The sequence below is a fragment of the Pseudomonas sp. 58 R 12 genome (assembly GCF_900005865.1).
Lineage (GTDB): Bacteria > Pseudomonadota > Gammaproteobacteria > Pseudomonadales > Pseudomonadaceae > Aquipseudomonas > Aquipseudomonas tritici.
Map to the genome: position 1 here is coordinate 95,603 of NZ_CVTP01000016.1, position 24,222 is coordinate 119,824.

Consider the following 24,222-nt stretch of genomic DNA (forward strand, 5'->3'; position numbering starts at 1 on the left):
TCATGTAAGGTTTTTCCCTAGGTTTGTGCGGTCTGTATCGACCTAGACTTACGTCCAATGGGCACCCGCCGCGCGGGAGTCGACCATGAGGGACGATAACGACAAAAAACGCGGCCACTGTTATGAGTAAAGCTGATGCCTTCGCCCAGGCGGGGAAAACTGCTGTGTTGCAGAACATTCACGGCACCCTGCAGTTCTTGCAACGCTTCCCGCCGTTCAACCAAATGGAAAACGCACACCTGGCGTTTTTGGTGGAACAGTGCCAGCTGCGCTTTTACGGCCCCGGAGACAGCATCCTTAAACCGTCGGGCGGGCCGGTTGAACATTTTTATATCGTCAAGCAGGGCAGGGTCGTGGGTGAGCGCCCGGACAGCGCCGAAACCACTTTTGAAATCGCGACGGGCGAGTGCTTTCCCCTCGCGGCACTGTTAGGTGAACGGGCAACCCGCACCGAGCACAAGGCGGCCGAAGACACCTTCTGCCTGCAACTGAACAAACCGGCGTTTATCAAACTGTTCGCGCTTTCCAGCCCGTTTCGCGACTTCGCCCTGCGTGGCGTCAGCAGCCTGTTGGACACGGTTAATCAACAGGTTCAACAAAAAGCCGTGGAAACCCTCGGCACTCAATACTCACTGAACACCCGCCTCGGCGAATTGGCCATGCGCCACCCTGTGATGTGCAGCCCAACCACGCCGCTGCGCGAGGCGGTGACGCTGATGCACGAACAACAGGTGGGCAGCATTGTGATCGTCGATGAGGGCCAGGCGCCCCTGGGAATTTTCACCCTGCGCGACCTGCGCCAAGTGGTGGCCGATGGCACCAGCGACTTCACCCAGGGCATCGAAGGCCACATGACCCAGGCGCCCTTCTTCTTGACCCCGGACCACAGCGCCTTCGACGCCGCCATCGCCATGACCGAACGGCATATCGCCCACGTGTGCCTGGTCAAAGACCAACGCCTGTGTGGCGTGGTGTCCGAGCGCGATCTGTTTTCCCTGCAACGGGTGGACCTGGTGCACCTGGCGCGCACCATCCGTAACGCGCCACGCGTGGAAAACCTAGTGGCGATTCGCGGCGAGATCGGCCAGTTGGTCGAACGCATGCTGGCCCATGGCGCGTCGTCTACCCAGATCACCCACATCATTACGCTGCTTAACGATCACACCGTATGCCGGGTGATCGAACTCACGCTGGCTGAAAAAGGCGACCCCGGCGTGCCATTCAGTTGGTTGTGTTTTGGCAGCGAAGGTCGTCGCGAGCAGACGCTGTACACCGACCAGGACAACGGCATTCTGTTCGATGCCAAGGACACCGCCGAAGCGGCGCAGATCCGTGGATTGCTGTTGCCGCTGGCACAGCAGATCAACCAGAGCCTGGCGTTGTGCGGGTTCAGCCTGTGCAAGGGCAACATCATGGCCGGCAATCCAGAGCTTTGCCTGTCCCGGGCGGAATGGGCGCGGCGGTTTGCAGCCTTCATTCGCGAGGCGACGCCGGAGAACCTGCTGGGCTCCAGCATTTATTTCGACCTGCGCGTGGTGTGGGGCGATGAGCGCGGTTGCGAACAATTGCGCCAGGGCATTCTTGACCAGGTCGCGGATAACCGCTTGTTTCAACGCATGCTGGCTGAGAACGCGTTGCGCCAGCGGCCGCCTGTGGGACGTTTCCGCGAGTTTGTGCTGACGCGTAAAGACGGCGAAAAAGCCACCCTCGACCTCAAGGTGCAAGGCCTGACGCCGTTTGTCGACGGCGCGCGCCTGCTGGCCCTGGCCAACGGCATCCACGCCAATAATACCCTGGAGCGCTTGCGCCAACTGGTGGTCAAGGAAGTGATCGAGCCCCTGGACGGCGCCGCCTATGAAGAGGCCTACCACTTCATCCAGCAGACCCGCATGCAGCAGCACCAACTGCAAACCCGCGAGAACCAGCCGTACTCCAACCGCGTCGACCCGGACAGCCTCAACCACCTGGACCGGCGCATCCTGCGTGAGTCCTTGCGCCAGGCTCAACGCCTGCAAAGCAGCCTGACATTGCGGTATCAGCTGTGAGCCTGTTCAGCTGGCTGCGTACGAAAAAGCCTGGGCTGGATACCGCGCAACAAAAACGCCTGGAGCAACTGCGCAAGCCCACCGCGCTGGGCGACGGTTCCTTGCGCAGTCAGCGCTGGGTGGTGGTGGACCTGGAAACCAGCGGCCTGAACCTCAACCGTGATCAGGTGCTGTCCATCGGTGCGGTGGTGATCGAAGACGGCGCGGTGGACTTTTCTCAATTGTTCGAGCGCACGCTGCAACGCGCCGACACCAAGCTCAGCCCCAGTGTATTGATCCACGGCCTCGGCCCCAGTGCCATTGCTGCCGGCAGCGACCCGGCCGAGGCGTTGCTGGACTTCATGGCGTTTGTCGGCGACAGCCCATTGTTGGCCTTCCACGCACCGTTCGATCAACACATGTTGTGTCGGGCGCTCAAGGACAGCCTGGGTTACCGCCTGACGCATCCGTTTCTTGATGTTGCCGACATCGCCCCGCTGCTGTGCCCCGAGGCGCATATACGCGAAGCCGGGCTGGACGACTGGATCAACCACTTCAACCTGCACGTGGGCGAGCGCCATCATGCCAGCGCCGATGCCCTGGCCACGGCGGAGCTGATGCTCATCCTGTTCAGCCGCGCACGCCAGCAACAGATCGACACCCCCCACACGCTGCAAGAGCGCTTGAGCCAATGGAAGCGGCGTAAACACGCGCCATCGTTTTAATACCATCTCCCGACAGACGCCAATTGCACCCACCCCACGGCTCTGACACAATCGCGAATAATTCTCGTTAGTTTAAACCTCCTGTTTATTCGGTGATGCCTTGTCGTCGGTCCAGAACCCACACAGTGAGCTTGTTGGCGCGTTGTATCGCGACCATCGTGGCTGGCTGCTGGCCTGGCTTCGACGCAACGTGGCCTGCCCAAGCCGCGCCGAAGACCTGAGCCAGGACACGTTCATGCGCTTGCTGGGCCGTGACGAGCTGCGCGAACCCCGCGAACCTCGGGCGTTCCTGGTCGCCATCGCCAAGGGCTTGCTGTTCGACTACTTCCGCCGCGCCGCGCTGGAACAGGCCTACCTCACCGAACTGATGCTGATCCCGGAAAGCGAGCACCCCTCGCCGGAAGAGCAGCAACTGATCCTCGAAGACCTCAAGGCCATCGACCGCCTGCTCGGTAAGCTGTCGAGCAAGGCCCGCGCCGCCTTCCTCTATAACCGCCTCGACGGCATGGGCCATGCAGAAATCGCCCAGCGCCTTGGCGTGTCCGTGCCGCGCGTGCGCCAGTACCTGGCCCAGGGCATTCGCCAGTGCTACATCGCCCTGTATGGCGAGCCGACGTGACAATGATCAGTTCCAGACCCGTCTCGGCCCGCGTGCTGGATGCCGCGATTGCCTGGCAACTGTCCCTCGATTCGGGTGATGGCAGCCTGGTTGAGCGCGAAGAATTCGATAAATGGCTGGCCAGCAACGAAGAACACGCCCGCGCCTGGCGCCAACTGGGCATGCTCGACCAGCGTTTCAGCGCCGCTTCGGGCCCGGCGCGGGTGGCGTTGTTGCAATCGCGGGAAGGCATTCGCCAGCGCGTGCGCAAGTTGGGCAGCGGCTTGGCGAGCATTGCACTGGTCATTGGCGTGGCGTTGTTTGCCGGTGAGCGCTATGTGCCGATCCACTATTGGCTGGCCGACCAACGTACCGCCACCGGTGAGCAGCGCACGCTGAAGCTGGCGGACGGTACGCTGATCAACCTCAATACCCACAGTGCTATCGACGTGCGTTTTGATCAGAAACGCCGGCTGATTGTGTTGCAGGAAGGCGAGATCCTCGTCGAGACCGGCCACAACGATGCGCGCCCGTTCTATGTACAAACCCGCGACGGCAGCCTGCGGGCGCTGGGCACGCGGTTTATCGTCAAGCGTGAAGACGACGCCACGCGCTTGAGCGTGTTGCAGTCCGCCGTGGCCGCACAGCCTGAGGCACTGCACCAGGAACAGATCTTCAAGGAAGGCCAGCAAGTGCTGATGCGCAGCGACGGCCTCGGCCCGCTGCTGGCTGTCACCCCCGCCACCGACGCCTGGACCCGCGGCATGCTGGTGGTCGACAACGCCCGCCTGGGGGATGTGGTCGAGGAGCTCGGCCGCTACCGCACCGGTTACCTGGGTGTGGATAAAGATGTGGCCGACTTGCGTATCACCGGCAGTTTCCCGTTGCACGACACCACGCTGGCGCTGAATGCGCTGCTGCCGACGTTGCCGGTGCAGATTGAGCAGCACACGCCGTGGTGGGTGACGGTGAAGGGCAAGCCTTAGGTTCGCGGTGCCCGTGCTATCGCTATTGCAGGCAAGCCAGCTCCCACCGTTGAAATGCATTCCAAGGTGGGAGCTGGCTTGCCTGCGATGAGGCCCTCAAGAACACCCTGGAAAAATATTTTCACCCCGCCCTATCACTTTTCGATTCTCGTTCGGCACCTAGGCAATTGAGAAATATTTCCATTCAGGAGCCGCCCTATGTCCCGCACCCTAGACACCTTGTTGCGCCCCAGCCTGTTAGCCGTGGCCATCGCCCTCAGCGCCCCGCTGACCAGCACTGTGCTGATCGCCGCCGAGCAGGCGTCCAGCGTGCGTGCTTACAACCTGCCGGCGGCGCCACTGGCCAGCACCCTGAACCAGATCGCCAGCCAGGGCGGCCTGGCGCTGACCCTCAGCCCGGCGCTCGCCGCCGGCAAGACCTCGGCACCGGTCCAGGGCCAGTTCGATGCGCCGGGTGCGCTGCGTGAAGCGTTGCGTGGGACGGGGTTGCAACTGGAGCAGAGCAGCGCGGGGACTTACACCTTGGTGGCGATTCCGGAGGGCGTGATGGCGCTGCCGGTCACCAACATCACTGGCCAAGACGGCAGCCAGGAAAGTGCCTGGGGCCCGGTGCAAGGCTATCTGGCCACGCGCACTGCCGCCGGCACCAAGACCGACACTGCGCTGGTTGAAGCGCCGCGCTCGATCTCTGTCGCCACCCGCGAGCAGATGCAGGACCGCAACGTGCAGAACCTGGATGACGCCGTCAAATACATGCCGGGCATCGTGTCTGCCAGCTACGGCAGCGACACCCGCTACGACTGGATGCGCGTGCGCGGTTTCGAACCGACCCAGTTCCTCGACGGCCTGCCGCTGCCACGCGGTGTGTACGCCAACCCGAAAGCCGAAACCTGGAACCTCGACCGCCTTGCCCTGCTGCGCGGCCCGGCCTCATCGGTGTACGGCCAGACGCCACCGGGCGGCCTGCTGGACATGGTCAGCCGGCGTCCCAGCGAAGAGTCCAGTCATGCCATCCAAGTGCAATACGGCAGTGACAACTACCGCCAGATCAACTTCGCCAGCACCGGCAAGATCGATGATGAAGGCCAGTTCCTGTATGGCGTCAGCGGTGTGGTACGCGATGCGGGCACCCAAGTCGACCACATCGACAACAAGCGCTACAACATTGCGCCGAGCCTGACCTGGAACATCGACACCGACACCAAGCTGACACTGCTCTCGCAGTTCACGCGTGACGATACTGGCGCCACCAGTCAGTTCCTGCCGATCGTGGGCACCAAGATCAAATCGCCATTGGGCGACGTATCACATCACAAGAACCTGGGCGATCCAGATTACGAGTTCTACGACCGCACTTACTACGCGCTGGGCTATGCCTTCGAGCATCGCTTCAACGATACCTGGCAGTTCAAGCAGAACCTGCGTTACACCAAGTCGGAGTTGTCGTTCCAGCAACTGACCGTGGGTTCCTATGCCTTCGCTCCAGTGGATGCAGCGGGCAACATGGATCGCCTCTCGACCAACGTCGACGAGAACATCGGACAGTTCGCGGTGGATAACAACTTCCAGGCCGACTTCGCCACCGGTGATGTCACCCACACCCTGTTGCTGGGACTGGACCACCAGCGGACCGACACCTCGTACCTGTCGATCTTCGGGGGTGCCGGGCGTGTCAATATCTTCAACCCGGTCAATACCACGCCGGTAGTGCGCCCGGCGCGCTCCGATGCGTTCTACGACTACAACCAGAAAACCGTGCAGACCGGCCTCTACGTGCAAGACCAGATGGCCCTCAACAACTGGCGCCTGACCCTCGGTGGTCGTGAAGACTGGGTGCACCAAGGCACCACGTACTTCAACAAACAAGACGCGACCAACACAGACCGCAACAAAAACTTCAGCGGCAACGCGGCAGTCAGCTATGTGTTCGATTCGGGCTTCGTGCCATACCTGTCCTACGCCGAATCCTTCCAGCCAGCAAGCAACGCCAGCGCCGACCCGGTCAAGTCGTATAAGCCCACCGAAGGTAAGCAATGGGAACTGGGAATCAAGTATCAGCCACCTGGCTCCAATACGTTGCTGAGTGCGGCGATCTATAGCCTCACGCAGAAAAACGTACTGGTCACCAGCACCGGAACGAGCGGCACCCCGATCACCGATCAGACCGGCGAAGTGAAAGTCAAAGGCCTGGAACTGGAAGCCGTTTCTGACGTGACCGAGAACCTCAAGGTTATCGCGGCGTACACCCTGGCCAAATCCGAAGTGCAAAAAGGCGACTTCAAGGGCAACCGCCTGCAACTGATGCCCAACCAGCAGGCTTCGCTTTGGACCGACTACACCTGGCACACCGGCGTACTCGACGGCTTCGGTATTGGCTTCGGCGCCCGCTACACCGGCAACACCTATGGCGACCAAGGCAACACCTGGCTGGGTAAGGCCAACGCCTACACCGTGTTCGACGGTGCGGTGCATTACGATTTGGGCCGCCTCGACAACAGCCTCAAAGGTGCATCGGTCAAACTCAACGCCACCAACCTATTTAACAAGGACTACATCTCCACCTGTGACGGTTCCTACTGCTACTTCGGCGACCAACGCAGCGTAGTCGCCAGCGCCACCTACCAGTGGTAATCGGCTGAGCCAACAACCAGGCCGCTCCCTTGAGCGGCTTGGGTGTGTCTGAAGGTTAGAAAATGAAAAGCAAAACCATCCGCCGCTGGTCCTTCATCCACACTTGGACCAGCCTGATCTGCACGGTATTCCTGCTGCTGCTCGCCCTGACTGGCCTGCCGCTGGTGTTTCACCATGAGATCGACCACCTGCTGGGCAATGAGCCTGAACTGGCGCAGATGCCCGCCGATACGCCACGGCTCAACCTCGAGCAGCTTGTGGCTAAAGCTCAGGCTCATCGCCCCGGCGAAGCCATGCAGTACCTGGCCTGGGACGAAGACGACCAGAACGGCGTGATCGCAATCATGGCCGCTACCGCCGGCACCGAACCCAACTCGTCGCACACTTTCATGCTGGATGCGCGCACCGGTGAAGCGGTGGAAACCCCGGCGGCCAACGGTGGGTTCACCCTGTTCCTGTTGCGTTTGCATGTGGATATGTTTGCCGGTCTGCCAGGCAAGTTGCTGCTGGCGTTCATGGGCATTCTGTTTGTGCTGGCGATTATCTCCGGCACGGTGCTGTACCTGCCGTTCATGCGCCGCCTGACATTCGCCACCGTGCGCCAGGACAAGTCCACCCGTCTGCGTTGGCTCGACTTGCATAACCTGATCGGTGTGGTCACGTTGACCTGGGCACTGGTGGTGGGCGTGACCGGCGTGATCAGCGCCTGCGCCGACCTGATCATCGCCGCCTGGCGCCAGGACAGCCTCAGCGCGATGATCGAGCCCTATAAAAGCGCGCCCCCCCTGACCCAACGCGCCCCGGCCACCGAGTTACTGACCATCGCAGCAAAGGCTGCGCCAGGCATGCAGCCGGACTTTATCGCCTTCCCCGGCACGCGCTTTTCCAGTGAGCACCACTACGCGGTGTTCATGAAGGGCAGCACCCACCTGACGTCGCACTTGCTCACACCGGTGCTGATCGACGCCAGTACCCTGGCCGTCACCGCCATCGCCGAACGGCCGTGGTACATGGACGCCATGGGCATGTCCCAACCGCTGCACTTTGGCGACTACGGCGGCATGCCGATGAAAATCCTCTGGGCCGTCTTGGATGTGCTGACCATCATCGTGCTGGTGAGCGGGATTTATTTGTGGATCGTGCGGCGCAAGGCGGGCAAGGCATGAAGCCGCGCCGGTCGAATTTCTGGAAGGTGTTTGGCATTCCCCTGGGGATTGGCGTGCTCAGCGCCGCCGGGTTGTTTGCGGCGTTGCTCGGGGATGGGATTTGGGATTCGCTCGGTTGGGTGGGTTTAGGGGTGCCAGCAGTTATAGGCGTGTACGCGTTGTTCAAACGGCGCGGCTAAGGGCCTCGCCAGCCGTCTTGCAACCCTCTAGGCTAGCCACTGCCCATCTTGAGGAATGCCCATGTCCGCTCCCAGCATGACCCTGTTCCACAACCCCGCTTCACCGTTCGTGCGCAAGGTCCGTGTGCTGCTGGCCGAAACCGGCCAGCAAGATCGCGTGACCCTGCACGGGTGCATGCCGACCCCGGTCAACCCGGACGCCCACGTGGTGCAAGGCAACCCGGTGGGCAAGATCCCGGCCCTGCGCCTGGCCGACGGCACGGTGCTGCACGACAGCCGGGTGATCCTTGATTACTTCGACCACCAGCACGTCGGCAACCCGCTGATCCCTCGCGACGGCTCGGCCCGCTGGCGCCGCCTGACCCTGGCTTCGATGGCCGACGGCATCATGGATGCCGCCGTGCTGGTGCGTTACGAGACCGCGCTGCGCCCAGCGGAAAAACACTGGGACCAATGGCTCGATGAGCAGCGCAACAAGATCCGTCGCAGCCTCGCTGAGTTAGAAGCGGATGCGATCGCCGAACTGACCAGCCACTTCGACATCGCCGCCATCAGCGTGGCCTGCGCCTTGGGTTACCTGGATTTCCGTCATCCGGATATGCAATGGCGCTCGGATAACCCGCAGCTTGCCGCGTGGTACGCCGAAGTCAGCCAGCGGCCTTCGATGCTGGACACCCAGCCGCCCATCTAAGATTCACCGTCATTCCCCTGTGGGAGCGGGCTTGCTCGCGAATGCGGTGGCTCAGTTGAAACATCTGTGGCTGACATACCGCCTTCGCGAGCAAGCCCGCTCCCACATTGTGCGGCGGCGTTATTGAGGAAGTCGACCATCCTCGCCTTCATTTGCTGGTCCTCTCGCAACCCGATCATTGCACTGCCTCCAGGTCAAACTGCAGTGGCTCGGCCTCTTTGCGCTTGCCCACGCCATACCAATCCAGTTTGCGCGTCAGCACCATCACCGTGCCCAACAAGCCGAACAGCAGCAACGACCCCATCAGCAACGCATAATCTTCGGCACTCAACAGCCCGTACAACAAGCCATACAACGCCGCCAACCCCGCCGAGAAACCCAACCCATGGGCCACGCTGCGCAGCACATGGCAAACGTAGAAACCAATCAACAACACACAGGCACTGGCGGAGATGAGGTAGGCCATGGCGAAGCCTATGTGCTCGGACAACGACAACAGCAGCAGGTAGAAAAACGCCAGCGCAAAGCCCACCAAGGCGTACTGGATCGGGTGCACCGCCAGGCTCTTGAGCACTTCGAACAGGAAGAAACCGGCAAAGGTCAGGGCGATAAACAGCAACGCGTATTTGATCGCACGGTCGCTCTTGAGGTACTGGTCCACCGGGTCGATGAAGTTGACGCCGAAGCTGCGGTTGTTGAAGTCGTCACAGCCTTGCCCGTCCAGGCAGGTCTGCAGGGCTTGCTCGAGGTTGGTGGAGAAGAATGAAGTCTGCCAGTTGGCGCTAAAGCCTTTGTCGCTGATCTCGCGTTGCGCCGGCAGGAAGTTGCCGATAAAGCTTGGGTGCGGCCAGTTGGACGCGAGTGACACTTGGCTGGTCTTGCCCACCGGCACCACTTGCAGTTGCTCGGTGCCTTGCAGGCGCAGGTCAAAGGCGAAATCCACCACGTAGGGCTTTTTAGTGTCCTGCTCCGGCAGCGCCACGTGAACGCCCTCACCGAGCCAGTCGACCTGGGAGCCCGGTTCGAACTCCAGCTGCTGGCTGCCCAGCTCAAGCTTCAATGCGTTTTCAATGCCGCGAATATCGCTGATACCCACCGCCAGAAATGCCGGCTCAAAACGGTAATCGGCAAAGCTCTCGGTGATCCCCAACTGCGCAGGCAGCTCGAAACGCCCGCTGATGCGGTTATCGGCATGGAACAGCCGCGCCTGGTAGATACCCCGCGCACGCAGTTCGGTCTGCACTTTGCCGTCGAGCTCAAAACGATCCGGCAGGAAATACAGACGACCACGCTCTTCGCGGATGACTTCGTAGCGCTTGTTGAGCTTTTCATTGAGCTTCCACTCGCGCACGGTCTTGCGATACGGCACCACCATCACTGGGCCGGTGAGGCGCTGGGCATAGCTGGAGCTGCGGGCGATGTCCATCAGTACGCCGTCGCGCAGTTGCTGGCGATCACTGATGATGCCGTTGATCATCAGCAACGGAATCAGCAACAGCAGGATCAGTAGCGCAATCGCGCCAAGTTTGAAAAGCAGGCTGCGGTTCATGGGTCTCTCCCTGTTTTGATGGGGAGAGTCTGAGCAGCCTGTGTGGGAGATTTATGTGGGCAATGTGGAGACTGTGTGGAGATGCAGCACCACTTGCACACCGCCTTGCACGTTGCCGATCTGCAACGCGCCGCCGTGCAGCTTCATCACTTCCTCAACAAAGTTGAGGCCCAGCCCGGTGCTTTTGCGCCCGCTGGACGGGCGTGGCAGCGAGTAGAAACGCTCGCTCAGGCGTGGCAGGGCGTAGTCGGGAATCGGCGTGGCCTGGTTGAACAAGCTCACCTGCACGTCGTTGTGACGCGTCTGCGCGCTGAATTTCAACTGGCCACCGGGCGGTGTGAAGTCCAGGGCGTTGTCCAGCAGATTGCCCAAGGCCTGACGCAGCAGGAAGGGCTCGCCACACACCTGCACATCCGCCGCAATCGTCTGTTCAACGCACAATTGGGCGCCTTCAATGCGCGCGCATTGGGCCTTGATGACCTCATCGACCATCGCGGCCAACGGGATACTCGCCTGCTCTTCCAGGCCTTGGCGTTGCTCGACTTGCGCCAGGTTCAGCAAGCGCTCGATCAACTGCTGCAGGCGCGCACTTTCGCTGTCGATGTTGCCGACAAAACGCTGTTGTTGTTCGCGGGTCATATCGCCCTGCAACAACTCCGCCGCGCCGCGTATCGCCGCCAACGGGCTTTTCAATTCGTGGGTCAGGGTGTGCACGTAATGTTCGACATAGGCCTTGCCCTCCAACTGCGTACGCATGTGCTCCACGGCAGTGGATAACTGCTTGAGTTCGCCGCCCCTATAATGCGGCAACTCGGCACGCCGGCCTTCGCTGACCGCTTCGGCATAAGCCGTCAACCGGCGCAGCGCGGCGCTCAACCACCACGACAGCAGTGCGCCCAGCAGCAGACCCAGAATCACCAGGCCCGCGCCGTACCACAGCAGGCGCCGCTCGGTGCGGTCGACATAGGGCTGCAATGAGCTGTTCGGTTTGGCCACGGTGACCACGCCGATGATCTGGCCGTTGTCACGGATCGGCGCGCCCACGTGCATCACCGATGAGGTGGCGTCATCCGCTGCGCTGCGAGTGGACCGGGCGCCGTATTCACCGCGCAGGGTCAGGTACACGTCGTTCCACTTGGAATAGTCCTGGCCCACCGCGTCGCCCGTGGAGTCGAGCAACACGGTGCCCTTGGCGTCGGTCACATAGATGCGGTGGTTGACCTGGTTTTTCGGCAGACCCCAGATGGTCGCGCCCGGCTGGCGACTGCCGTAGGCCTTGAGCAAGGCCGGCCAGTGGCTTTGGCCGAGGGTGCCGTTCTTGACGTCATCGCGCAGTATCTCGGCCAGCAGGTTGGCGGTGTCCACCAGGGTTTCTTCGGTGGACTGGCGCACACCGGGGCGGATTTCCTTCATGACAGTGCTGAGCACGAAGTAGCCGGTGAGGCCGATAAACAGCGCATACACCAGGAAAATCCGCAGCCCCAGGCGCATCAGCTATTGCTCGGGCTGTAGCTGTAGCCGAGGCCGCGATGGGTCTGGATCGGCTCGGCATCGGCAGCCACGCTGCGCAATTTGCTGCGCAGACTTTTGATATGGCTGTCGATATTGCGCTCGTAGCCGGCATCCGCCGCCACACCGACCGCGTCCAATAATTGCTCGCGGCTGAAGACACGCTCAGGTTGTTCCAGCAAGCTCTGCAGCAGGCGGAATTCATGGCGCGTCAGGCTCAAGGGCTGGCCGCGATAAGCAATCTGCATGCGTTCCAGATCAACCTGGAACACCGTGGGCGCAGCCCCTGGGCCAATCCGCTTGAGGATCGCCCTGACCCGCGCGGTCACCTCCCGAGGGCTGAAGGGCTTGACCACATAATCGTCGGCGCCGATCTCCAGCCCCACCACGCGGTCGATCTCGCCATCCCGCGCGCTGAGAAACATCACCGGTACTTCACTGAAGCGACGCAGTTGCTTGCAGGTTTCGAACCCCGTGATGTCCGGCAGGCCGATGTCGAGGATGACTAGGTCAGCCGGCGTCTGGCGCTGGTGGGCCAGCGCCTCCTGGCCAAGGCTCAGCCAGGTGGTGGTAAAGCCCTCGCCTTGCAGGGCGAATATCAGCGTGTCGGCTATCGCCGCTTCGTCTTCGACAATCAGGATATGCGCCATGGTGTTCCGTCAGCAGTCCGGTTTGTCAGCAGTGTAACGACGGGCCGGATTTACCGCAGCGCCGAATTCACGCAGGGCCTTGGCACCGATCAGCAACGGGTAGTTGAAGCTGCTGCGGTCGGTGAGGTTAACCTCGACGGTACGCTTGACGTTGCCCAGGCACATTTCCAAGTCGATCACCGGGCGCTTGGCCACGCTGGCTTCATCCTTGTCCTCGTCTTCGTCGGCGCGGCTCTTGATCTTGCTGATGCGCGAGACTTTGTGTTCGTAGACTTTGTTGGAGGCATCCTTGCCGCCGAGGCGGAAGCGCACCCAGTCGTCGCCATCACGGGTGAAGGTTTCGATATCACGCGCCGACAGCGAGGCGGTCAACGCGCCGGTGTCCATCTTGGCCTTGAAGGTTTCGCCGATCTCCGGCAATTGGATGTATTCGTAGCGACCGTAAAGGGTCGGTTCGGCGGCCATGACAGGCAGGGCAGCCAGGGCGAGGGAGGCAAGGAGCAGTTTCACGAAGTGATTTCCTCGGAAAGAAGTAGGCGGATTCTAGACCGCAAAGGCAGCACTTAGTTAGCTCGTCCCAGCATACCCGGCACATTGTGAAACATTCGTCCGGCCATTTGCGATTTGGCCTCTAGACTCAAGCTGCTTATCATGACCCGCCCACACGATTGCAAGAGTTGCTTATGCGCCGCCTGCTCACCGGCTGTTTTGTCTCATTGCTGTTATTGCTCAACACCCTGGTCCTGATCGGCCCGCTGATGGTGTTTGCCCTGCTCAAGGTGGCGGCCCCTGGTCGCGCTCGTGACGCCATGTCGTGGGCGGTCATGTGGATCGCCGAAACCTGGGCCGAGATCGACAAGCTGATCTTCGCGCTGTGCATCCCGACCCAATGGGACATTCGCGGTGGCGCAGACCTGCGCGGTGATACCTCCTACCTGGTCATCAGCAACCACCAATCCTGGGTGGATATTCCGGCGCTGATCCAAGCCCTCAACCGTCGCACGCCGTTCTTCAAATTCTTCCTGAAAAAAGAGCTGATCTGGGTGCCCTTCCTCGGCCTGGCCTGGTGGGCGCTGGATTATCCGTTCATGAAGCGCTACACCAAGGCATTCCTCGCCAAGCACCCGGAACTGGCCGGGCAGGATTTAAAGATCACCAAAGAGGCTTGCGAGCTGTTCAAGCGCCAGCCAGTGACGGTGGTCAATTATCTGGAAGGCACGCGGTTCACCGAAGCCAAGCGTAGGCAACAGGATTCGCCGTTTACCCGGCTACTCAAACCCAAGGCGGGTGGCGTGGCGTTTGTGCTGGCAGCCCTGGGAGAACAGCTGGATGCGGTACTCGACGTGACGGTTGTCTATCCGCAGCAAAAAATCCCTGGGTTCTGGGATTTGATCAGTGGCGCAGTGCCAAAGGTGATCATCGATATCCGTACCCGTGAGCTGGACCCGGCATTGTGGCAAGGGGATTACGAGAACGATCCGGCCTTTCGCCAGACCGTCCAGAACTGGGTAAACCAGCTCTGGAAGGAGAAGGATGCGCGCATCGAACAACTGCGCGCACAAAGTCGTTAGCTGCCAGTACCCCACGCCTGGGCCAACTTGCCCAGCAAGGAACTGTTGGCACCCTGCCCGCCGAGGTATTGCAGGATTACCGGCGCAAACTGGCTAACCATGCCGCTGTCCATGCCCAGGGCGCTGAACGCGGTGTTCAGGTCATTGGTGTTCTTCACGTTACCCAGCAGGCCGTCGAGGCCACTGGTCTTGCTGCCACCGGCCTGGCCGAGCATCCCGCTCAAGGCCCCGAGGCTGCCCAATGCGTTGTTGCCCGACAACTGGTCGAGGCCCGGCACACTATTGCCCAGTTGCGAGTAGTCATTCCCGCTCAGCTTGTTCTTGGCCAGGCCCAGCATGGCGCCAGTGCCGCCGACCGCTTGTTCGGGGGTGATGTTCAGTTGAGAGGTCAATGCACTCAGCAAACCGGCCGTCTCGGAAGACGGTGCGGCAGCGGCAGCCTTGTTGTTGCCACCCTGCATACCGGAAATGGCATTGGCCGCGTCGCCAAGGCTGAAACCTGCGGCGAGCACCGGGCCGGCTGCCAGGGTCATCAGGCAGGAAAGGGCGAAACCGCGTGAAATCTTCATCGAAACAACCTCTGGGTGTAGGGGTGAAAGCAGGCGTTTGACTGGGCATCCAGCCCATTGTTCCGGGCCGGCCGAGGAACCCAATGGCAGGGTGGCAGTCCATGGAATGAATTCAAAAAATGCCAGGAACAGCCGTATGAGCGCCAGCCGCCCCCAAGTGATTGAACAAAAACCCCCGTTCTGGAGCCGCCCGCGCGTGTTCATCGGCGTGTGCGTGGCCATCGTCACCGGGCTCGGCGGCGCGCTCTACACTCAGGACACCGTCAAATCCGCCGCGACCCTGGTGACCACCACCCAGCAGCCAGCAGCGCAGGTCATGGCGCACAAGGATTACCTCGAAATTGAACCCATTGCCGCGGCGGCGCCTGAACCCGACCGAAGCCTGGAACTGTGGGCCATGCCAGAAGACGGCGCACCGGTTTCCCTGGGGCTGTTACCGGAAGATGGCAAGGGCATCATTGGATTGAACCCACGCCAGCAAGCCAGCATTCGCAAGCCAGTGGAATTGATGGTGAGCTCGGAGACCAAGGGTGGATCGTTGAGCAAGCAGCCAACCGGCCCGACGGTGTACCAAGGCGCTCTGGCCAATCGCTGACACGCAAACCATGTAGTGCGTCATCCAGGCTGATCACCTGTACGCGCGTCGTTTTTTCATATCTGGCAATAAAAAACCGCACCTTAATCTCGATTTCTTCTAAATCACTGTCACTTCTAACAGTAGCTGCCGCCCGCACACCACCTGCAGCATAGGGCCTTCCACGCCCCACAGGAGGTGGGCTATGAAAAGTGCACTGCTTGCAGGCGTGTTAGCCATGGTGTCACTGATGGACAGTACCCACGCGGCGACTTCCACCTGCCCGCCGATCCAAGACATCAAACAAACGGAGATGGCCAATGGAGGTTACCGCTATGAAGCGTCATATCCCGATGGTCGCACCTGGGTAGGCGCAAACCCGCAGGCGACAGCGTCGTACCTTATTGATTCGACGTTTCACGATGCCCGCTACGATGCAACCGACCAATCCGTCACCTGCACCTACAAAGGGCCAATGAACAACGACGCGAGCTTTTCGGTCACGCTCAAACCTGTCTTCCATTGGAACCTTCTCCCGATAGGCGATTGGAAAGGCACGTATTGCGAAGCCATGGAAGTTGCCAAGTGCTCATTTACGCATCGGTGAAAAACGCTACCGAGACATTCCTACAGTTACCGCCCACAAACCCACAGTCAGCGGACCAGGTTGTGGCGGAACTCATCCATCCAGACAGCCCACTCAAGGCAGCCTTCCCATTCACTTTCAACGGAGAGGCTCGGCCACAAAACAAGGAGCTGTAACGATCATGATCGGATTGATACCCAATTTTTATGCTGTCTTCAGCGCAATCAACAACCTGCATTCTCGCACGCGAGACCAGGCCTCACCGCACCAGGCCACGGGCCTCGACCAATGCCCGGCCACTCGCGACCTTCAATCCAAACCCTATACAGACCCTGACCTTCCGGCGCCCTATGGCAAGGGTTATCAGTACACTGCCACGACCAACGACAAGGCGTGGACAGGGCAAACGGCAGCCACCAAGGACGACTATCTGGACCCGGAATACGCGCTCAAGGCCGAGGAGTTCAGTGAGCGCAACGGCAAGGTCTATTGCGACTACGGTGGCAAGCGCCTGATCAAAAACGGTGAGGTGGCCGATCCCTATCTGCGACTTTCAACCATCAGTGACCCATAAAAAATGGCGACCTCCGGGTCGCCATTTTTTTCAGCCTTGAACGTTATGCCGCGCTGAACAGCTTATGCGGATCAATCACAAACTTCTTCGGCACACCCGCATCGAACTCGCCATACCCGCGTGGCGCGTCATCCAGGCTGATCACCTGCACGCCCACGATCTCGGCAATGTTGATGCGGTCCCACATGATCGCCTGCATAAGAGCGCGGTTGTACTTCATCACCGGGGTCTGGCCGGTGTGGAAGCTGTGGGATTTGGCCCAGCCCAAGCCGAAGCGAATGCTCAGGCTGCCCATTTTCGCAGCGGCATCCACGGCGCCCGGGTCTTCAGTTACGTAGAGGCCCGGGATACCGATCTTGCCCGCCACGCGCACTACGCCCATCAGCGAGTTGAGTACGGTGGCCGGGGCTTCCGCCTTGACGCCTTCATGGCCGTGGCCGCGCGCTTCGAAGCCTACGGCGTCGACGGCGCAATCCACTTCCGGCTCACCCAGCAGCGCAGCGATCTGTTCGTGCAGCGGAGTGTCCGTGGACAGGTCGGCAATCTCGAACCCTTGTGCCTTGGCGTGGGCCAGGCGGATTGGGTTGACGTCGCCGATGATCACCACCGCAGCGCCCAACAGGCGTGCAGAAGCGGCAGCGGCCAGGCCGACCGGACCAGCGCCGGCGATGTAGACGGTGCTGCCAGGGCCAACACCGGCAGTGACGGCGCCGTGGTAGCCGGTCGGGAGGATGTCGGAGAGGCACGTCAGGTCGCGGATTTTCTCCATGGCCTTGTCGCGGTCCGGCAGTTTCAGCAGGTTGAAGTCGGCGTACGGCACCAGCACGTATTCAGCCTGGCCGCCGGTCCAGTCGCCCATGTCGACGTAGCCGTAGGCGCCACCGGCACGGGCCGGGTTGACGGTCAGGCACACGCCGGTGTGTTGTTCTTTGCATGAGCGGCAACGGCCGCACGCGACGTTGAAGGGAACGGAAACCAGGTCGCCGATCTTCAGGTTCTCGACGTCGCTGCCCTTCTCGATCACTTCACCGGTAATTTCATGACCAAGCACCAGGCCGGTCTGGGCAGTGGTACGGCCGCGCACCATGTGTTGGTCGGAGCCGCAGATATTGGTGGAGACCACGCGCAGAATGACGCCGTGCTCAATCTTCCTGCCACGGGGGTCCTGCATTTTGGGATAGTCGATTTTCTGTACTTCGACCTTGCCGTTGCCGAGATACACGACACCACGATTACCAGACATGCTTTCACCTCGCTGTTGTTTTTATGGAACCGCGTTGCCCGTTGGGTGGGCAGCGCGTTTAAGTGCTCGGGTACAGATGCTGTTTTTGCGTTGCTAGTGAGGGCCTCATCGCGGGCAAGCCCGGCTCCCACATTTGATTGGGTTTACATACTCCCAATGTGGGAGCTGGCTTGCCTGCGATAGCGTCAGTCAGAGCACCACAGTTCTATTGGCGTTCAAGAACACCCTTCGCTCAATGTGATACCCCACTGCACGGGCCAGTGTCAGCCCTTCAATATCACGCCCCTTGGCAATCAAGTCCTCGGGGTAGTGACTGTGATCCACCACCTCCACACCCTGGGCAATGATCGGGCCTTCATCCAGGTCGTTGTTGATGTAATGCGCCGTGGCGCCAACCAATTTCACGCCCTTGTTGTACGCCTGGTGATACGGCTTGGCGCCCTTGAACCCCGGCAACAACGAGTGATGGATATTGATGGCCTTGCCATCCAGCTTGCGGCACAACTCCGGTGACAGCACTTGCATGTAGCGCGCAAGGATCACCAATTCGGCGCCGGTGTCTTCCACCACCTGCCACACCTGACGCTCCTGGGACGGTTTGTCGTTGGGGTCGAGGGGGAAATGGTAGTAGGGAATCTGGTGCCAGTCGGCCAAAGGTTGCAGATCGGGGTGATTGGACACCACCGCCACCACGTCCATCGACAGTTGACCGATACGCTGGCGGTACAGCAGGTCGTTCAGGCAGTGATCGGCCTTTGAGACCATGATTACTACTTTTGGCCGGTAGTTCGGCGCCGTCAGCTCGAAGATCATGCCAAAGGCTTCACCGCGAGAGGCCAGGCCATCGCGAAAACCTTGCTCGTCAAAACCGTCGGGCTGGCGAAATTCGACGCGAATAAAAAATCGCCCGGAAAGCCGATCATCGAACGAGTGGTGCTCGGTAACGTAGCAGCCCTGCTCGAACAGGTAGCGGGTGACCGCGTCCACCGTGCCGAGCACGCTGGGGCAGTCGGCGGTCAAAATCCATGTATCAGGTGCGCGGCTCATGGGTCACTCCTCAGGCTTGGACGCTCAGACCGAATTCAGCCGAGGCATCCTGCAACCACAACCACCAGTAATCCGAGAAGCTGCGACGAATCAGCAGCTCCCAGGTGTCTTCAGCGGTGTGGCGGATCACCAGTTGCGACTTGGCGAACACCGTGCCCACTGCCTTGCCCACCGGGAAATTGTTGGGGTGCACGTCGTAGCTGGTGGACTTCATCAGCACCTCGCGCACGTTCGGGCCGCTGAGCTCAAGGATCTGCTGGCCGCCGCTGACGTTGACGATCTGGATATGCAGGTCACCCAGGGCGGCACGCAGGTTTTGCTCGGCGGCGAATTCTTCACCGCTTGGCACGATCAAAAGCCACTCATCCGGACCGAGCCATTGCAGGCTGGTTTCGCCTTTGACGATCACCGTCAAAGCGGCTGGCAGCTCAATACCGAGAGCCTTGTGCACGCCGGCGGCAAAAGCAGCGTCATGGCCGTCGCCGCGGATAGTCAGGTGGCCGAGAAGTTTCTTTTCACGCACGGTCACACCGGCGTTCTTGCGGCCCTTGCCGACCAAGCTGGCGAGGTCGGCATGGTGCAGCGACGACTCGGCCTTGGCGCCGGTAGTGGGGCGTTGTTGGTAAACGTTGGCTGCTGTCATAAAGCACCTTTCCTGAATTCTGTTGTGCGGCTACTGACGTCATCGGGAGCAAGCCCCCTCCCACATTCTTGAAGGGTGAATGCATTCAAGTGTGGGAGCTGGCTTGCCTGCGATGCCGTCGATCAGATGTTCTGACGATCGCCTTTCGGGTCGAAGAACACCGAAGACACAATCTCCGCCTCGATCACACTGCCATCCGCCTGCGGTGAGAAGACCCGCTCGCCGACGCGCTTCAAGCCGCCCTTCACCACGCCCATGGCAAACGAATAACCCAGGGAGTTGTGCGCATAACTTGAGGTGACGTGACCCACCATCTTCATCGGAATCGACTGCTTCGGATCGAACACCAGCTGCGCGCCTTCCGGCAGCCACACGGTCGGATCGATCGGTTTGAGCCCAACCAGCTGCTTACGCTCTTCACGCACGCAATCTTCACGGTTCATGCCGCGCCAGCCGATCCACGAGAATGGCTTGGTGCGGCCTACGCACCAGCCCATGTTCAGGTCGTCCGGGGTCATCGAACCGTCGGTGTCTTGGCCGACGATGATGAAGCCCTTCTCGGCCCGCAGTACGTGCATGGTTTCGGTGCCGTACGGGGTCAGGTTGTACTTCTTGCCGGCCTCGACGATTTTTTCCAGCACGCCCATGGCGTAGTCGGCCTGCACGTTGACTTCGTACGACAGCTCACCGGTAAACGAAATCCGGAACACGCGAGCCGGTACCTCGCCGACCAGGCCTTCCTTCCAGGTCATGAACGGGAAGCCGTCCTTGTCCAGGTCGATGTCGGTCACTTCGGCCAGCAGCTTGCGGCTGTTGGGGCCGGACAGGGTCATGGTGGCCCAGTGGTCGGTGACCGAGGTGAAGTACACCTTGAGGTCTGGCCACTCGGTCTGTTGGTAGATTTCCAGCCATTGCAGCACACGGGCGGCGCCGCCAGTGGTGGTGGTCATCAGGAAGTGGTTGTCGGCGAGACAGGCGGTTACGCCGTCGTCGAAGACCATGCCGTCTTCCTTGCACATCAGGCCATAGCGCGCCTTGCCCACATCGAGCTTGGTCCAGGCGTTGGAGTAGATGCGGTTGAGGAACTCGCGGGCATCCGGGCCCTGGATATCGATCTTGCCGAGGGTCGACGCATCGAGCAGACCAACGCTGTCGCGCACGGCCAGGCATTCACGTTTTACTGCGGCGTGCAGGTCTTCACCATTGCGCGGGAAATACCAGGGGCGTTTCCACTGGCCGACGTCCTCAAACTCGGCGCCGTTTTTCACGTGCCAGGCTTGCAGCGCGGTGTAGCGCACCGGCTCGAAGATGTGCCCACAGTGACGGCCCGCCACCGCGCCGAACGTCACCGGCGTGTAGTTCGGGCGGAACATGGTGGTGCCCATCTGCGGGATGGTCACGTTCAGCGAGCGCGCGGCAATCGCCAGGCCGTTGACGTTACCCAGCTTGCCCTGGTCGGTGCCGAAGCCCAGCGCGGTGTAGCGTTTGACGTGCTCAACCGACTCGAAACCTTCGCGGGTCGCCAGTTCGATGGCGGCGGCAGTCACGTCGTTTTGCAGGTCGACAAATTGCTTTGGCGCCCGTGCGGTGGGTTTGTCGTGCGGCACTTGGTAAACAGCCAGCGTCGGTTCTTCCAGGCGGCTCAGAGCTTTTGGCAGTGTGCCTTCCACCGGCGCAAAACCGGCTTCGCTGGCCGCGCGCACGCCGCCTTCAAAACCATCCGCCAGGGAATCGCCAAGGCCGTAGACACCGTTGATACCGCCGACGCACACGCGTTTCTGCGGTGCTTCGCCCGGTACAAAACCGAGGATATCTTCACGCCAGGTCGGCTTGCCGCCCAGGTGTGAGGCCAGGTGGACCACCGGGCTGTAGCCGCCGGAGCTGGCCACCAGGTCGCAGTCCAGCCATTCGCCTGGGCTGGTGACTTTGTGTGCTTTCAGATCAATCGCGGCCACGCGGGCAGCGGTCACATGCTTGCTGCCACGGGCTTCGATCACGGCGCTGCCGGTGAGGATGCGAATGCCTTTGGCACGGGCTTCTTCAACCAGCGCGCCGCGTGGGTTATGGCGCACATCGGCCACGGCCACCACTTGCAGGCCGGCGTCGAGCCAGTCCAGCGCAACGCGATAGGCGTGGTCGTTGTTGGTCGACAGCACCAGTTTCTTGCCCGGTGCCACGCCGTAGCGGCGCACGTAGGTGGAAACTGCGCCGGCCAGCATGTTGCCCGGCACGTCGTTGTTGCCGTACACCAATGGACGCTCGCACGCACCGGTCGCGAGGACGACACGCTTGGCACGCACACGGTGAATACGCTGACGCACCACGCCAATCGGCGCACGGTCACCGAGGTGGTCGGTGAGGCGTTCGTGGATGGTCAGGAAGTTATGGTCGTGATAACCGTTGACGGTAGCGCGGGGCAGCAGCACCACGTCCGGCAGGGCTTTGAGTTCAGCGATCACGCTGGCAACCCAATCAGTAGCGGGTTTGCCATCGAGGCTTTCACGCGAGTCGAGCAGCGAACCACCGAACTCTTCCTGCTCATCGGCGATGATCACACGTGCACCGCTGCGCGCAGCAGCCAGTGCAGCGGCCAAACCCGCAGGGCCTGCGCCGACCACCAGCACGTCGCAGTGACGGTTGAAGTTGTCGTAGGTGTCCGGGTCGTTCTCGGTCGGCGAGCGGCCAAGGCCAGCCGCCTTACGGATGTACTTCTCGTACGTCATCCAGAACGATTGCGGGTACATGAAGGTTTTGTAGTAGAAACCCGGTGGCATCAGCTTGCCGCCGACCTTGCCGAGAATGCCCATCACGTCGGTATTCACGTTTGGCCAGCCGTTGGTGCTGGTGGCGACCAAACCTTGGTACAGCGCTTGTTGCGTGGCGCGCACGTTGGGAATCTGGGTGGCTTCGGTGGCGCCGATCTGCAGCACCGCGTTCGGCTCTTCGGCGCCCGCGGCAAAGATGCCGCGTGGGCGCGAATACTTGAAGCTGCGGCCGATGATGTCGACGCCGTTGGCGAGCAAGGCCGCGGCCAGTGTGTCGCCTTCAAAGCCTTTGTAGCTCTGGCCGTTGAAGGTAAACGTGAGGACTTTATTGCGGTCGATCCGGCCACCGTTGGACAGGCGATTGGTCTGGCTCATACCTTCTCTCCAGCAGCCTTGGCGGTGAATTGCGGCTTGGTGCCGATCTTGTAGGTTTCAAGAATTTCGTAGGTCACGGTGTCGCGTGTGGCGTTGAAATACTGGCGGCAACCGGCGGCGTGAATCCACAGCTCGTGGTGCAGGCCGCGCGGGTTGTCACGGAAGAACATGTAGTCGCCCCACTCTTCATCGGTGCAGGCGTTCGGGTCCAGCGGGCGCGGGATGTGCGCTTGGCCGGACGCGTGGAATTCCTCTTCGGAGCGCAGTTCGCCACAGTGAGGACAGAAGATATGCAACATAGGGAATTTCTCCTGTTAGTGGGCGACGGCCGCAGCGCCGTGTTCGTCGATCAACGCACCGTTGTGGAAACGGTCGATGGAAAAAGGTGCAGCCAACGGGTGCATTTCACCCTTGGCGAGGCTGGCGGCAAACACGTTGCCTGAGCCCGGAGTCGCTTTAAAACCACCGGTGCCCCAACCGCAGTTGAAGAACATGTTCGGAACCGGTGTCTTGGAGATGATCGGGCACGCATCCGGCGTGGTGTCGACGATGCCGCCCCACTGGCGGTTCATGCGCACGCGGGACAGCACTGGGAACATCTCGACGATGGCCTGGATGGTGTGCTCGATCACCGGGTACGAACCGCGCTGGCCGTAGCCGTTGTAGCCGTCGATACCGGCGCCGATCACCAGGTCGCCCTTGTCGGACTGGCTGATGTAACCGTGCACGGCATTGGACATGATCACGCTGTCGATAATCGGCTTGATCGGCTCCGACACCAACGCTTGCAGCGGATGGGATTCGATCGGCAGGCGGAAACCGGCCAGCGAGGCCATGTGCCCAGAGTTACCGGCCGTGACCACACCGACGCGCTTGGCGCCGATAAAGCCCTTGTTGGTTTCCACGCCAATGCACACGCCGTTTTCCTTACGGAAGCCGATCACTTCGGTCTGCTGGATCAAGTCCACACCGAGCGCGTCAGCCGCGCGGGCGAAGCCCCAGGCCACGGCATCGTGGCGGGCCACGCCGCCGCGACGTTGCACGGTGGCGCCGAGGACCGGGTAGCGGGTGTTTTTCGAGCAGTCGAGGTACGGGATCTCGTCCGCTACCTGTTTGGCGTTGAGCAGCTCGCCGTCCACGCCGTTGAGGCGGTTGGCGCTGACGCGGCGCTCGGAATCACGGATGTCTTGCAGGGTGTGGCACAGGTTGTACACGCCGCGCTGCGAGAACATCACGTTGTAGTTCAGGTCCTGGGACAGGCCTTCCCACAGTTTCATCGCGTGTTCGTAAAGGTGCGCCGACTCGTCCCACAGGTAGTTGGAACGCACGATGGTGGTGTTGCGCGCGGTGTTACCGCCGCCCAGCCAGCCTTTCTCGACCACGGCCACGTTGGTGATGCCGTGCTCCTTGGCCAGGTAGTAAGCGGTCGCCAGACCATGCCCGCCGCCGCCGACGATGACTACGTCGTAGACCTTTTTAGGGGTCGGCGTGCGCCACATCTTCTGCCAGTTTTCGTGGTGGCTGAGTGAGTGCTTGAAGAGGCCGAAGCCTGAGTAGCGTTGCATAG

Annotated in this window: 23 protein-coding genes; 12 read left to right on the forward strand and 11 right to left on the reverse strand. The window is 61.1% G+C overall.

What is annotated here, in order from left to right:
• Positions 1–122 precede the first annotated feature (122 nt).
• The 8 genes from BFP95_RS09760 to BFP95_RS09795 all read left to right on the forward strand — a co-directional run bounded on the left by BFP95_RS09760 (position 123) and on the right by BFP95_RS09795 (position 9,000).
• A complete protein-coding gene (locus tag BFP95_RS09760; protein ID WP_065909937.1) occupies positions 123–2,045 on the forward strand; it encodes a putative nucleotidyltransferase substrate binding domain-containing protein in 1,923 nt (640 codons plus the stop codon).
• Entirely contained in the window at positions 2,042–2,749 is a 708-nt protein-coding gene (locus tag BFP95_RS09765) for a 3'-5' exonuclease (protein ID WP_065871829.1), read from the forward strand. Before BFP95_RS09760 ends, BFP95_RS09765 begins: the two co-directional genes overlap by 4 nt.
• A gap of 100 nt (positions 2,750–2,849) precedes the next feature.
• Positions 2,850–3,368: an RNA polymerase sigma factor gene (locus BFP95_RS09770; protein ID WP_049711220.1), complete on the forward strand. Its 519-nt coding sequence runs from the start codon at positions 2,850–2,852 to the stop codon at positions 3,366–3,368.
• A complete protein-coding gene (locus BFP95_RS09775; RefSeq protein WP_065891370.1) occupies positions 3,365–4,333 on the forward strand; it encodes a FecR domain-containing protein in 969 nt (322 codons plus the stop codon). Before BFP95_RS09770 ends, BFP95_RS09775 begins: the two co-directional genes overlap by 4 nt.
• A 198-nt stretch (positions 4,334–4,531) precedes the next feature.
• Positions 4,532–6,964, forward strand: coding sequence for a TonB-dependent siderophore receptor (locus tag BFP95_RS09780; protein WP_065871832.1), 2,433 nt, complete (start codon positions 4,532–4,534; stop codon positions 6,962–6,964).
• A gap of 62 nt (positions 6,965–7,026) precedes the next feature.
• Entirely contained in the window at positions 7,027–8,130 is a 1,104-nt protein-coding gene (locus BFP95_RS09785; RefSeq protein WP_065871833.1) for a PepSY-associated TM helix domain-containing protein, read from the forward strand.
• Entirely contained in the window at positions 8,127–8,309 is a 183-nt protein-coding gene (locus BFP95_RS09790; RefSeq protein ID WP_065871834.1) for a hypothetical protein, read from the forward strand. The genes BFP95_RS09785 and BFP95_RS09790 overlap by 4 nt, the downstream gene beginning before the upstream one ends.
• Positions 8,310–8,370: 61 nt before the next feature.
• Positions 8,371–9,000: a glutathione S-transferase family protein gene (locus BFP95_RS09795; RefSeq protein ID WP_065891367.1), complete on the forward strand. Its 630-nt coding sequence runs from the start codon at positions 8,371–8,373 to the stop codon at positions 8,998–9,000.
• Between the two features lie 175 nt (positions 9,001–9,175).
• Here BFP95_RS09795 and creD read toward each other — a convergent pair whose 3' ends face one another.
• The 4 genes from creD to BFP95_RS09820 are packed head-to-tail and all read right to left on the reverse strand — an operon-like array spanning position 9,176 to position 13,218.
• Positions 9,176–10,549: a cell envelope integrity protein CreD gene (gene creD, locus BFP95_RS09805; protein ID WP_065871837.1), complete on the reverse strand. Its 1,374-nt coding sequence runs from the start codon at positions 10,547–10,549 to the stop codon at positions 9,176–9,178.
• A 51-nt stretch (positions 10,550–10,600) separates the two neighbouring features.
• Positions 10,601–12,040, reverse strand: a complete 1,440-nt coding sequence (creC, locus tag BFP95_RS09810; protein WP_065909939.1) for a two-component system sensor histidine kinase CreC — start codon at positions 12,038–12,040, stop codon at positions 10,601–10,603.
• Positions 12,040–12,708, reverse strand: coding sequence for a two-component system response regulator CreB (gene creB, locus BFP95_RS09815; RefSeq protein ID WP_065871839.1), 669 nt, complete (start codon positions 12,706–12,708; stop codon positions 12,040–12,042). Before creB ends, creC begins: the two co-directional genes overlap by 1 nt.
• A 9-nt stretch (positions 12,709–12,717) precedes the next feature.
• Positions 12,718–13,218, reverse strand: coding sequence for a retropepsin-like aspartic peptidase RloA2 (locus BFP95_RS09820; protein ID WP_065880150.1), 501 nt, complete (start codon positions 13,216–13,218; stop codon positions 12,718–12,720).
• 173 nt (positions 13,219–13,391) lie between these two features.
• Here BFP95_RS09820 and BFP95_RS09825 point away from each other — a divergent pair, with 173 nt between their 5' ends.
• On the forward strand, positions 13,392–14,279 hold the full coding sequence (locus BFP95_RS09825; RefSeq protein WP_065871841.1) for an acyltransferase: 888 nt from the start codon (positions 13,392–13,394) through the stop codon (positions 14,277–14,279).
• Here the strand turns inward: BFP95_RS09825 and BFP95_RS09830 are convergent.
• A complete protein-coding gene (locus BFP95_RS09830) occupies positions 14,276–14,848 on the reverse strand; it encodes a DUF2780 domain-containing protein (RefSeq protein WP_065871842.1) in 573 nt (190 codons plus the stop codon). The genes BFP95_RS09825 and BFP95_RS09830 overlap by 4 nt on opposite strands.
• A 136-nt stretch (positions 14,849–14,984) precedes the next feature.
• On the opposite strand from BFP95_RS09830, the gene BFP95_RS09835 reads away from it, so the two are divergent.
• From BFP95_RS09835 to BFP95_RS09845, 3 genes are all read left to right on the forward strand, one after another.
• Entirely contained in the window at positions 14,985–15,443 is a 459-nt protein-coding gene (locus BFP95_RS09835; RefSeq protein WP_065909941.1) for an anti-sigma factor domain-containing protein, read from the forward strand.
• A gap of 184 nt (positions 15,444–15,627) precedes the next feature.
• Positions 15,628–16,029 carry a DUF3757 domain-containing protein gene (locus BFP95_RS09840; RefSeq protein ID WP_065871844.1) on the forward strand — a complete coding sequence of 134 codons (402 nt, stop codon included), beginning with the start codon at positions 15,628–15,630 and terminating at the stop codon, positions 16,027–16,029.
• A 160-nt stretch (positions 16,030–16,189) separates the two neighbouring features.
• The gene (locus BFP95_RS09845) at positions 16,190–16,582 is read left to right on the forward strand and encodes a hypothetical protein (RefSeq protein WP_065909944.1); all 393 of its coding nucleotides are present in this window, start codon (positions 16,190–16,192) and stop codon (positions 16,580–16,582) included.
• 43 nt (positions 16,583–16,625) lie between these two features.
• Here the strand turns inward: BFP95_RS09845 and fdhA are convergent, their stop codons facing one another.
• The 6 genes from fdhA to BFP95_RS09875 form a co-directional block, all read right to left on the reverse strand.
• Positions 16,626–17,825, reverse strand: a complete 1,200-nt coding sequence (fdhA, locus tag BFP95_RS09850) for a formaldehyde dehydrogenase, glutathione-independent (RefSeq protein ID WP_049711206.1) — start codon at positions 17,823–17,825, stop codon at positions 16,626–16,628.
• Positions 17,826–18,014: 189 nt separating this feature from the next.
• Positions 18,015–18,872: a formyltetrahydrofolate deformylase gene (gene purU, locus BFP95_RS09855; protein WP_065871846.1), complete on the reverse strand. Its 858-nt coding sequence runs from the start codon at positions 18,870–18,872 to the stop codon at positions 18,015–18,017.
• A 10-nt stretch (positions 18,873–18,882) separates the two neighbouring features.
• Entirely contained in the window at positions 18,883–19,515 is a 633-nt protein-coding gene (locus BFP95_RS09860) for a sarcosine oxidase subunit gamma (protein WP_065891364.1), read from the reverse strand.
• A gap of 122 nt (positions 19,516–19,637) precedes the next feature.
• Positions 19,638–22,655, reverse strand: coding sequence for a sarcosine oxidase subunit alpha (locus BFP95_RS09865; protein WP_065880152.1), 3,018 nt, complete (start codon positions 22,653–22,655; stop codon positions 19,638–19,640).
• Positions 22,652–22,954 carry a sarcosine oxidase subunit delta gene (locus BFP95_RS09870; protein ID WP_065880153.1) on the reverse strand — a complete coding sequence of 101 codons (303 nt, stop codon included), beginning with the start codon at positions 22,952–22,954 and terminating at the stop codon, positions 22,652–22,654. The genes BFP95_RS09865 and BFP95_RS09870 overlap by 4 nt, the downstream gene beginning before the upstream one ends.
• A 15-nt stretch (positions 22,955–22,969) precedes the next feature.
• Positions 22,970–24,220, reverse strand: coding sequence for a sarcosine oxidase subunit beta (locus tag BFP95_RS09875; protein WP_010207084.1), 1,251 nt, complete (start codon positions 24,218–24,220; stop codon positions 22,970–22,972).
• Positions 24,221–24,222 lie beyond the last annotated feature (2 nt).

Excerpts from the sequence above, each read along its gene's own strand:
- BFP95_RS09760 (WP_065909937.1), top strand. The coding sequence starts at position 123 with ATGAGTAAAGCTGATGCCTTCGCCCAGGCGGGGAAAACTGCTGTGTTG.
- BFP95_RS09780 (WP_065871832.1), top strand. The coding sequence starts at position 4,532 with ATGTCCCGCACCCTAGACACCTTGTTGCGCCCCAGCCTGTTAGCCGTG.
- BFP95_RS09785 (WP_065871833.1), top strand. The coding sequence starts at position 7,027 with ATGAAAAGCAAAACCATCCGCCGCTGGTCCTTCATCCACACTTGGACC.
- BFP95_RS09790 (WP_065871834.1), top strand. The coding sequence starts at position 8,127 with ATGAAGCCGCGCCGGTCGAATTTCTGGAAGGTGTTTGGCATTCCCCTG.
- BFP95_RS09795 (WP_065891367.1), top strand. The coding sequence starts at position 8,371 with ATGTCCGCTCCCAGCATGACCCTGTTCCACAACCCCGCTTCACCGTTC.
- creD (WP_065871837.1), bottom strand. The coding sequence starts at position 10,549 with ATGAACCGCAGCCTGCTTTTCAAACTTGGCGCGATTGCGCTACTGATC.
- creC (WP_065909939.1), bottom strand. The coding sequence starts at position 12,040 with ATGCGCCTGGGGCTGCGGATTTTCCTGGTGTATGCGCTGTTTATCGGC.
- creB (WP_065871839.1), bottom strand. The coding sequence starts at position 12,708 with ATGGCGCATATCCTGATTGTCGAAGACGAAGCGGCGATAGCCGACACG.
- BFP95_RS09825 (WP_065871841.1), top strand. The coding sequence starts at position 13,392 with ATGCGCCGCCTGCTCACCGGCTGTTTTGTCTCATTGCTGTTATTGCTC.
- BFP95_RS09830 (WP_065871842.1), bottom strand. The coding sequence starts at position 14,848 with ATGAAGATTTCACGCGGTTTCGCCCTTTCCTGCCTGATGACCCTGGCA.
- BFP95_RS09835 (WP_065909941.1), top strand. The coding sequence starts at position 14,985 with ATGAGCGCCAGCCGCCCCCAAGTGATTGAACAAAAACCCCCGTTCTGG.
- BFP95_RS09840 (WP_065871844.1), top strand. The coding sequence starts at position 15,628 with ATGAAAAGTGCACTGCTTGCAGGCGTGTTAGCCATGGTGTCACTGATG.
- BFP95_RS09845 (WP_065909944.1), top strand. The coding sequence starts at position 16,190 with ATGATCGGATTGATACCCAATTTTTATGCTGTCTTCAGCGCAATCAAC.
- fdhA (WP_049711206.1), bottom strand. The coding sequence starts at position 17,825 with ATGTCTGGTAATCGTGGTGTCGTGTATCTCGGCAACGGCAAGGTCGAA.
- purU (WP_065871846.1), bottom strand. The coding sequence starts at position 18,872 with ATGAGCCGCGCACCTGATACATGGATTTTGACCGCCGACTGCCCCAGC.
- BFP95_RS09860 (WP_065891364.1), bottom strand. The coding sequence starts at position 19,515 with ATGACAGCAGCCAACGTTTACCAACAACGCCCCACTACCGGCGCCAAG.
- BFP95_RS09865 (WP_065880152.1), bottom strand. The coding sequence starts at position 22,655 with ATGAGCCAGACCAATCGCCTGTCCAACGGTGGCCGGATCGACCGCAAT.
- BFP95_RS09870 (WP_065880153.1), bottom strand. The coding sequence starts at position 22,954 with ATGTTGCATATCTTCTGTCCTCACTGTGGCGAACTGCGCTCCGAAGAG.
- BFP95_RS09875 (WP_010207084.1), bottom strand. The coding sequence starts at position 24,220 with ATGCAACGCTACTCAGGCTTCGGCCTCTTCAAGCACTCACTCAGCCAC.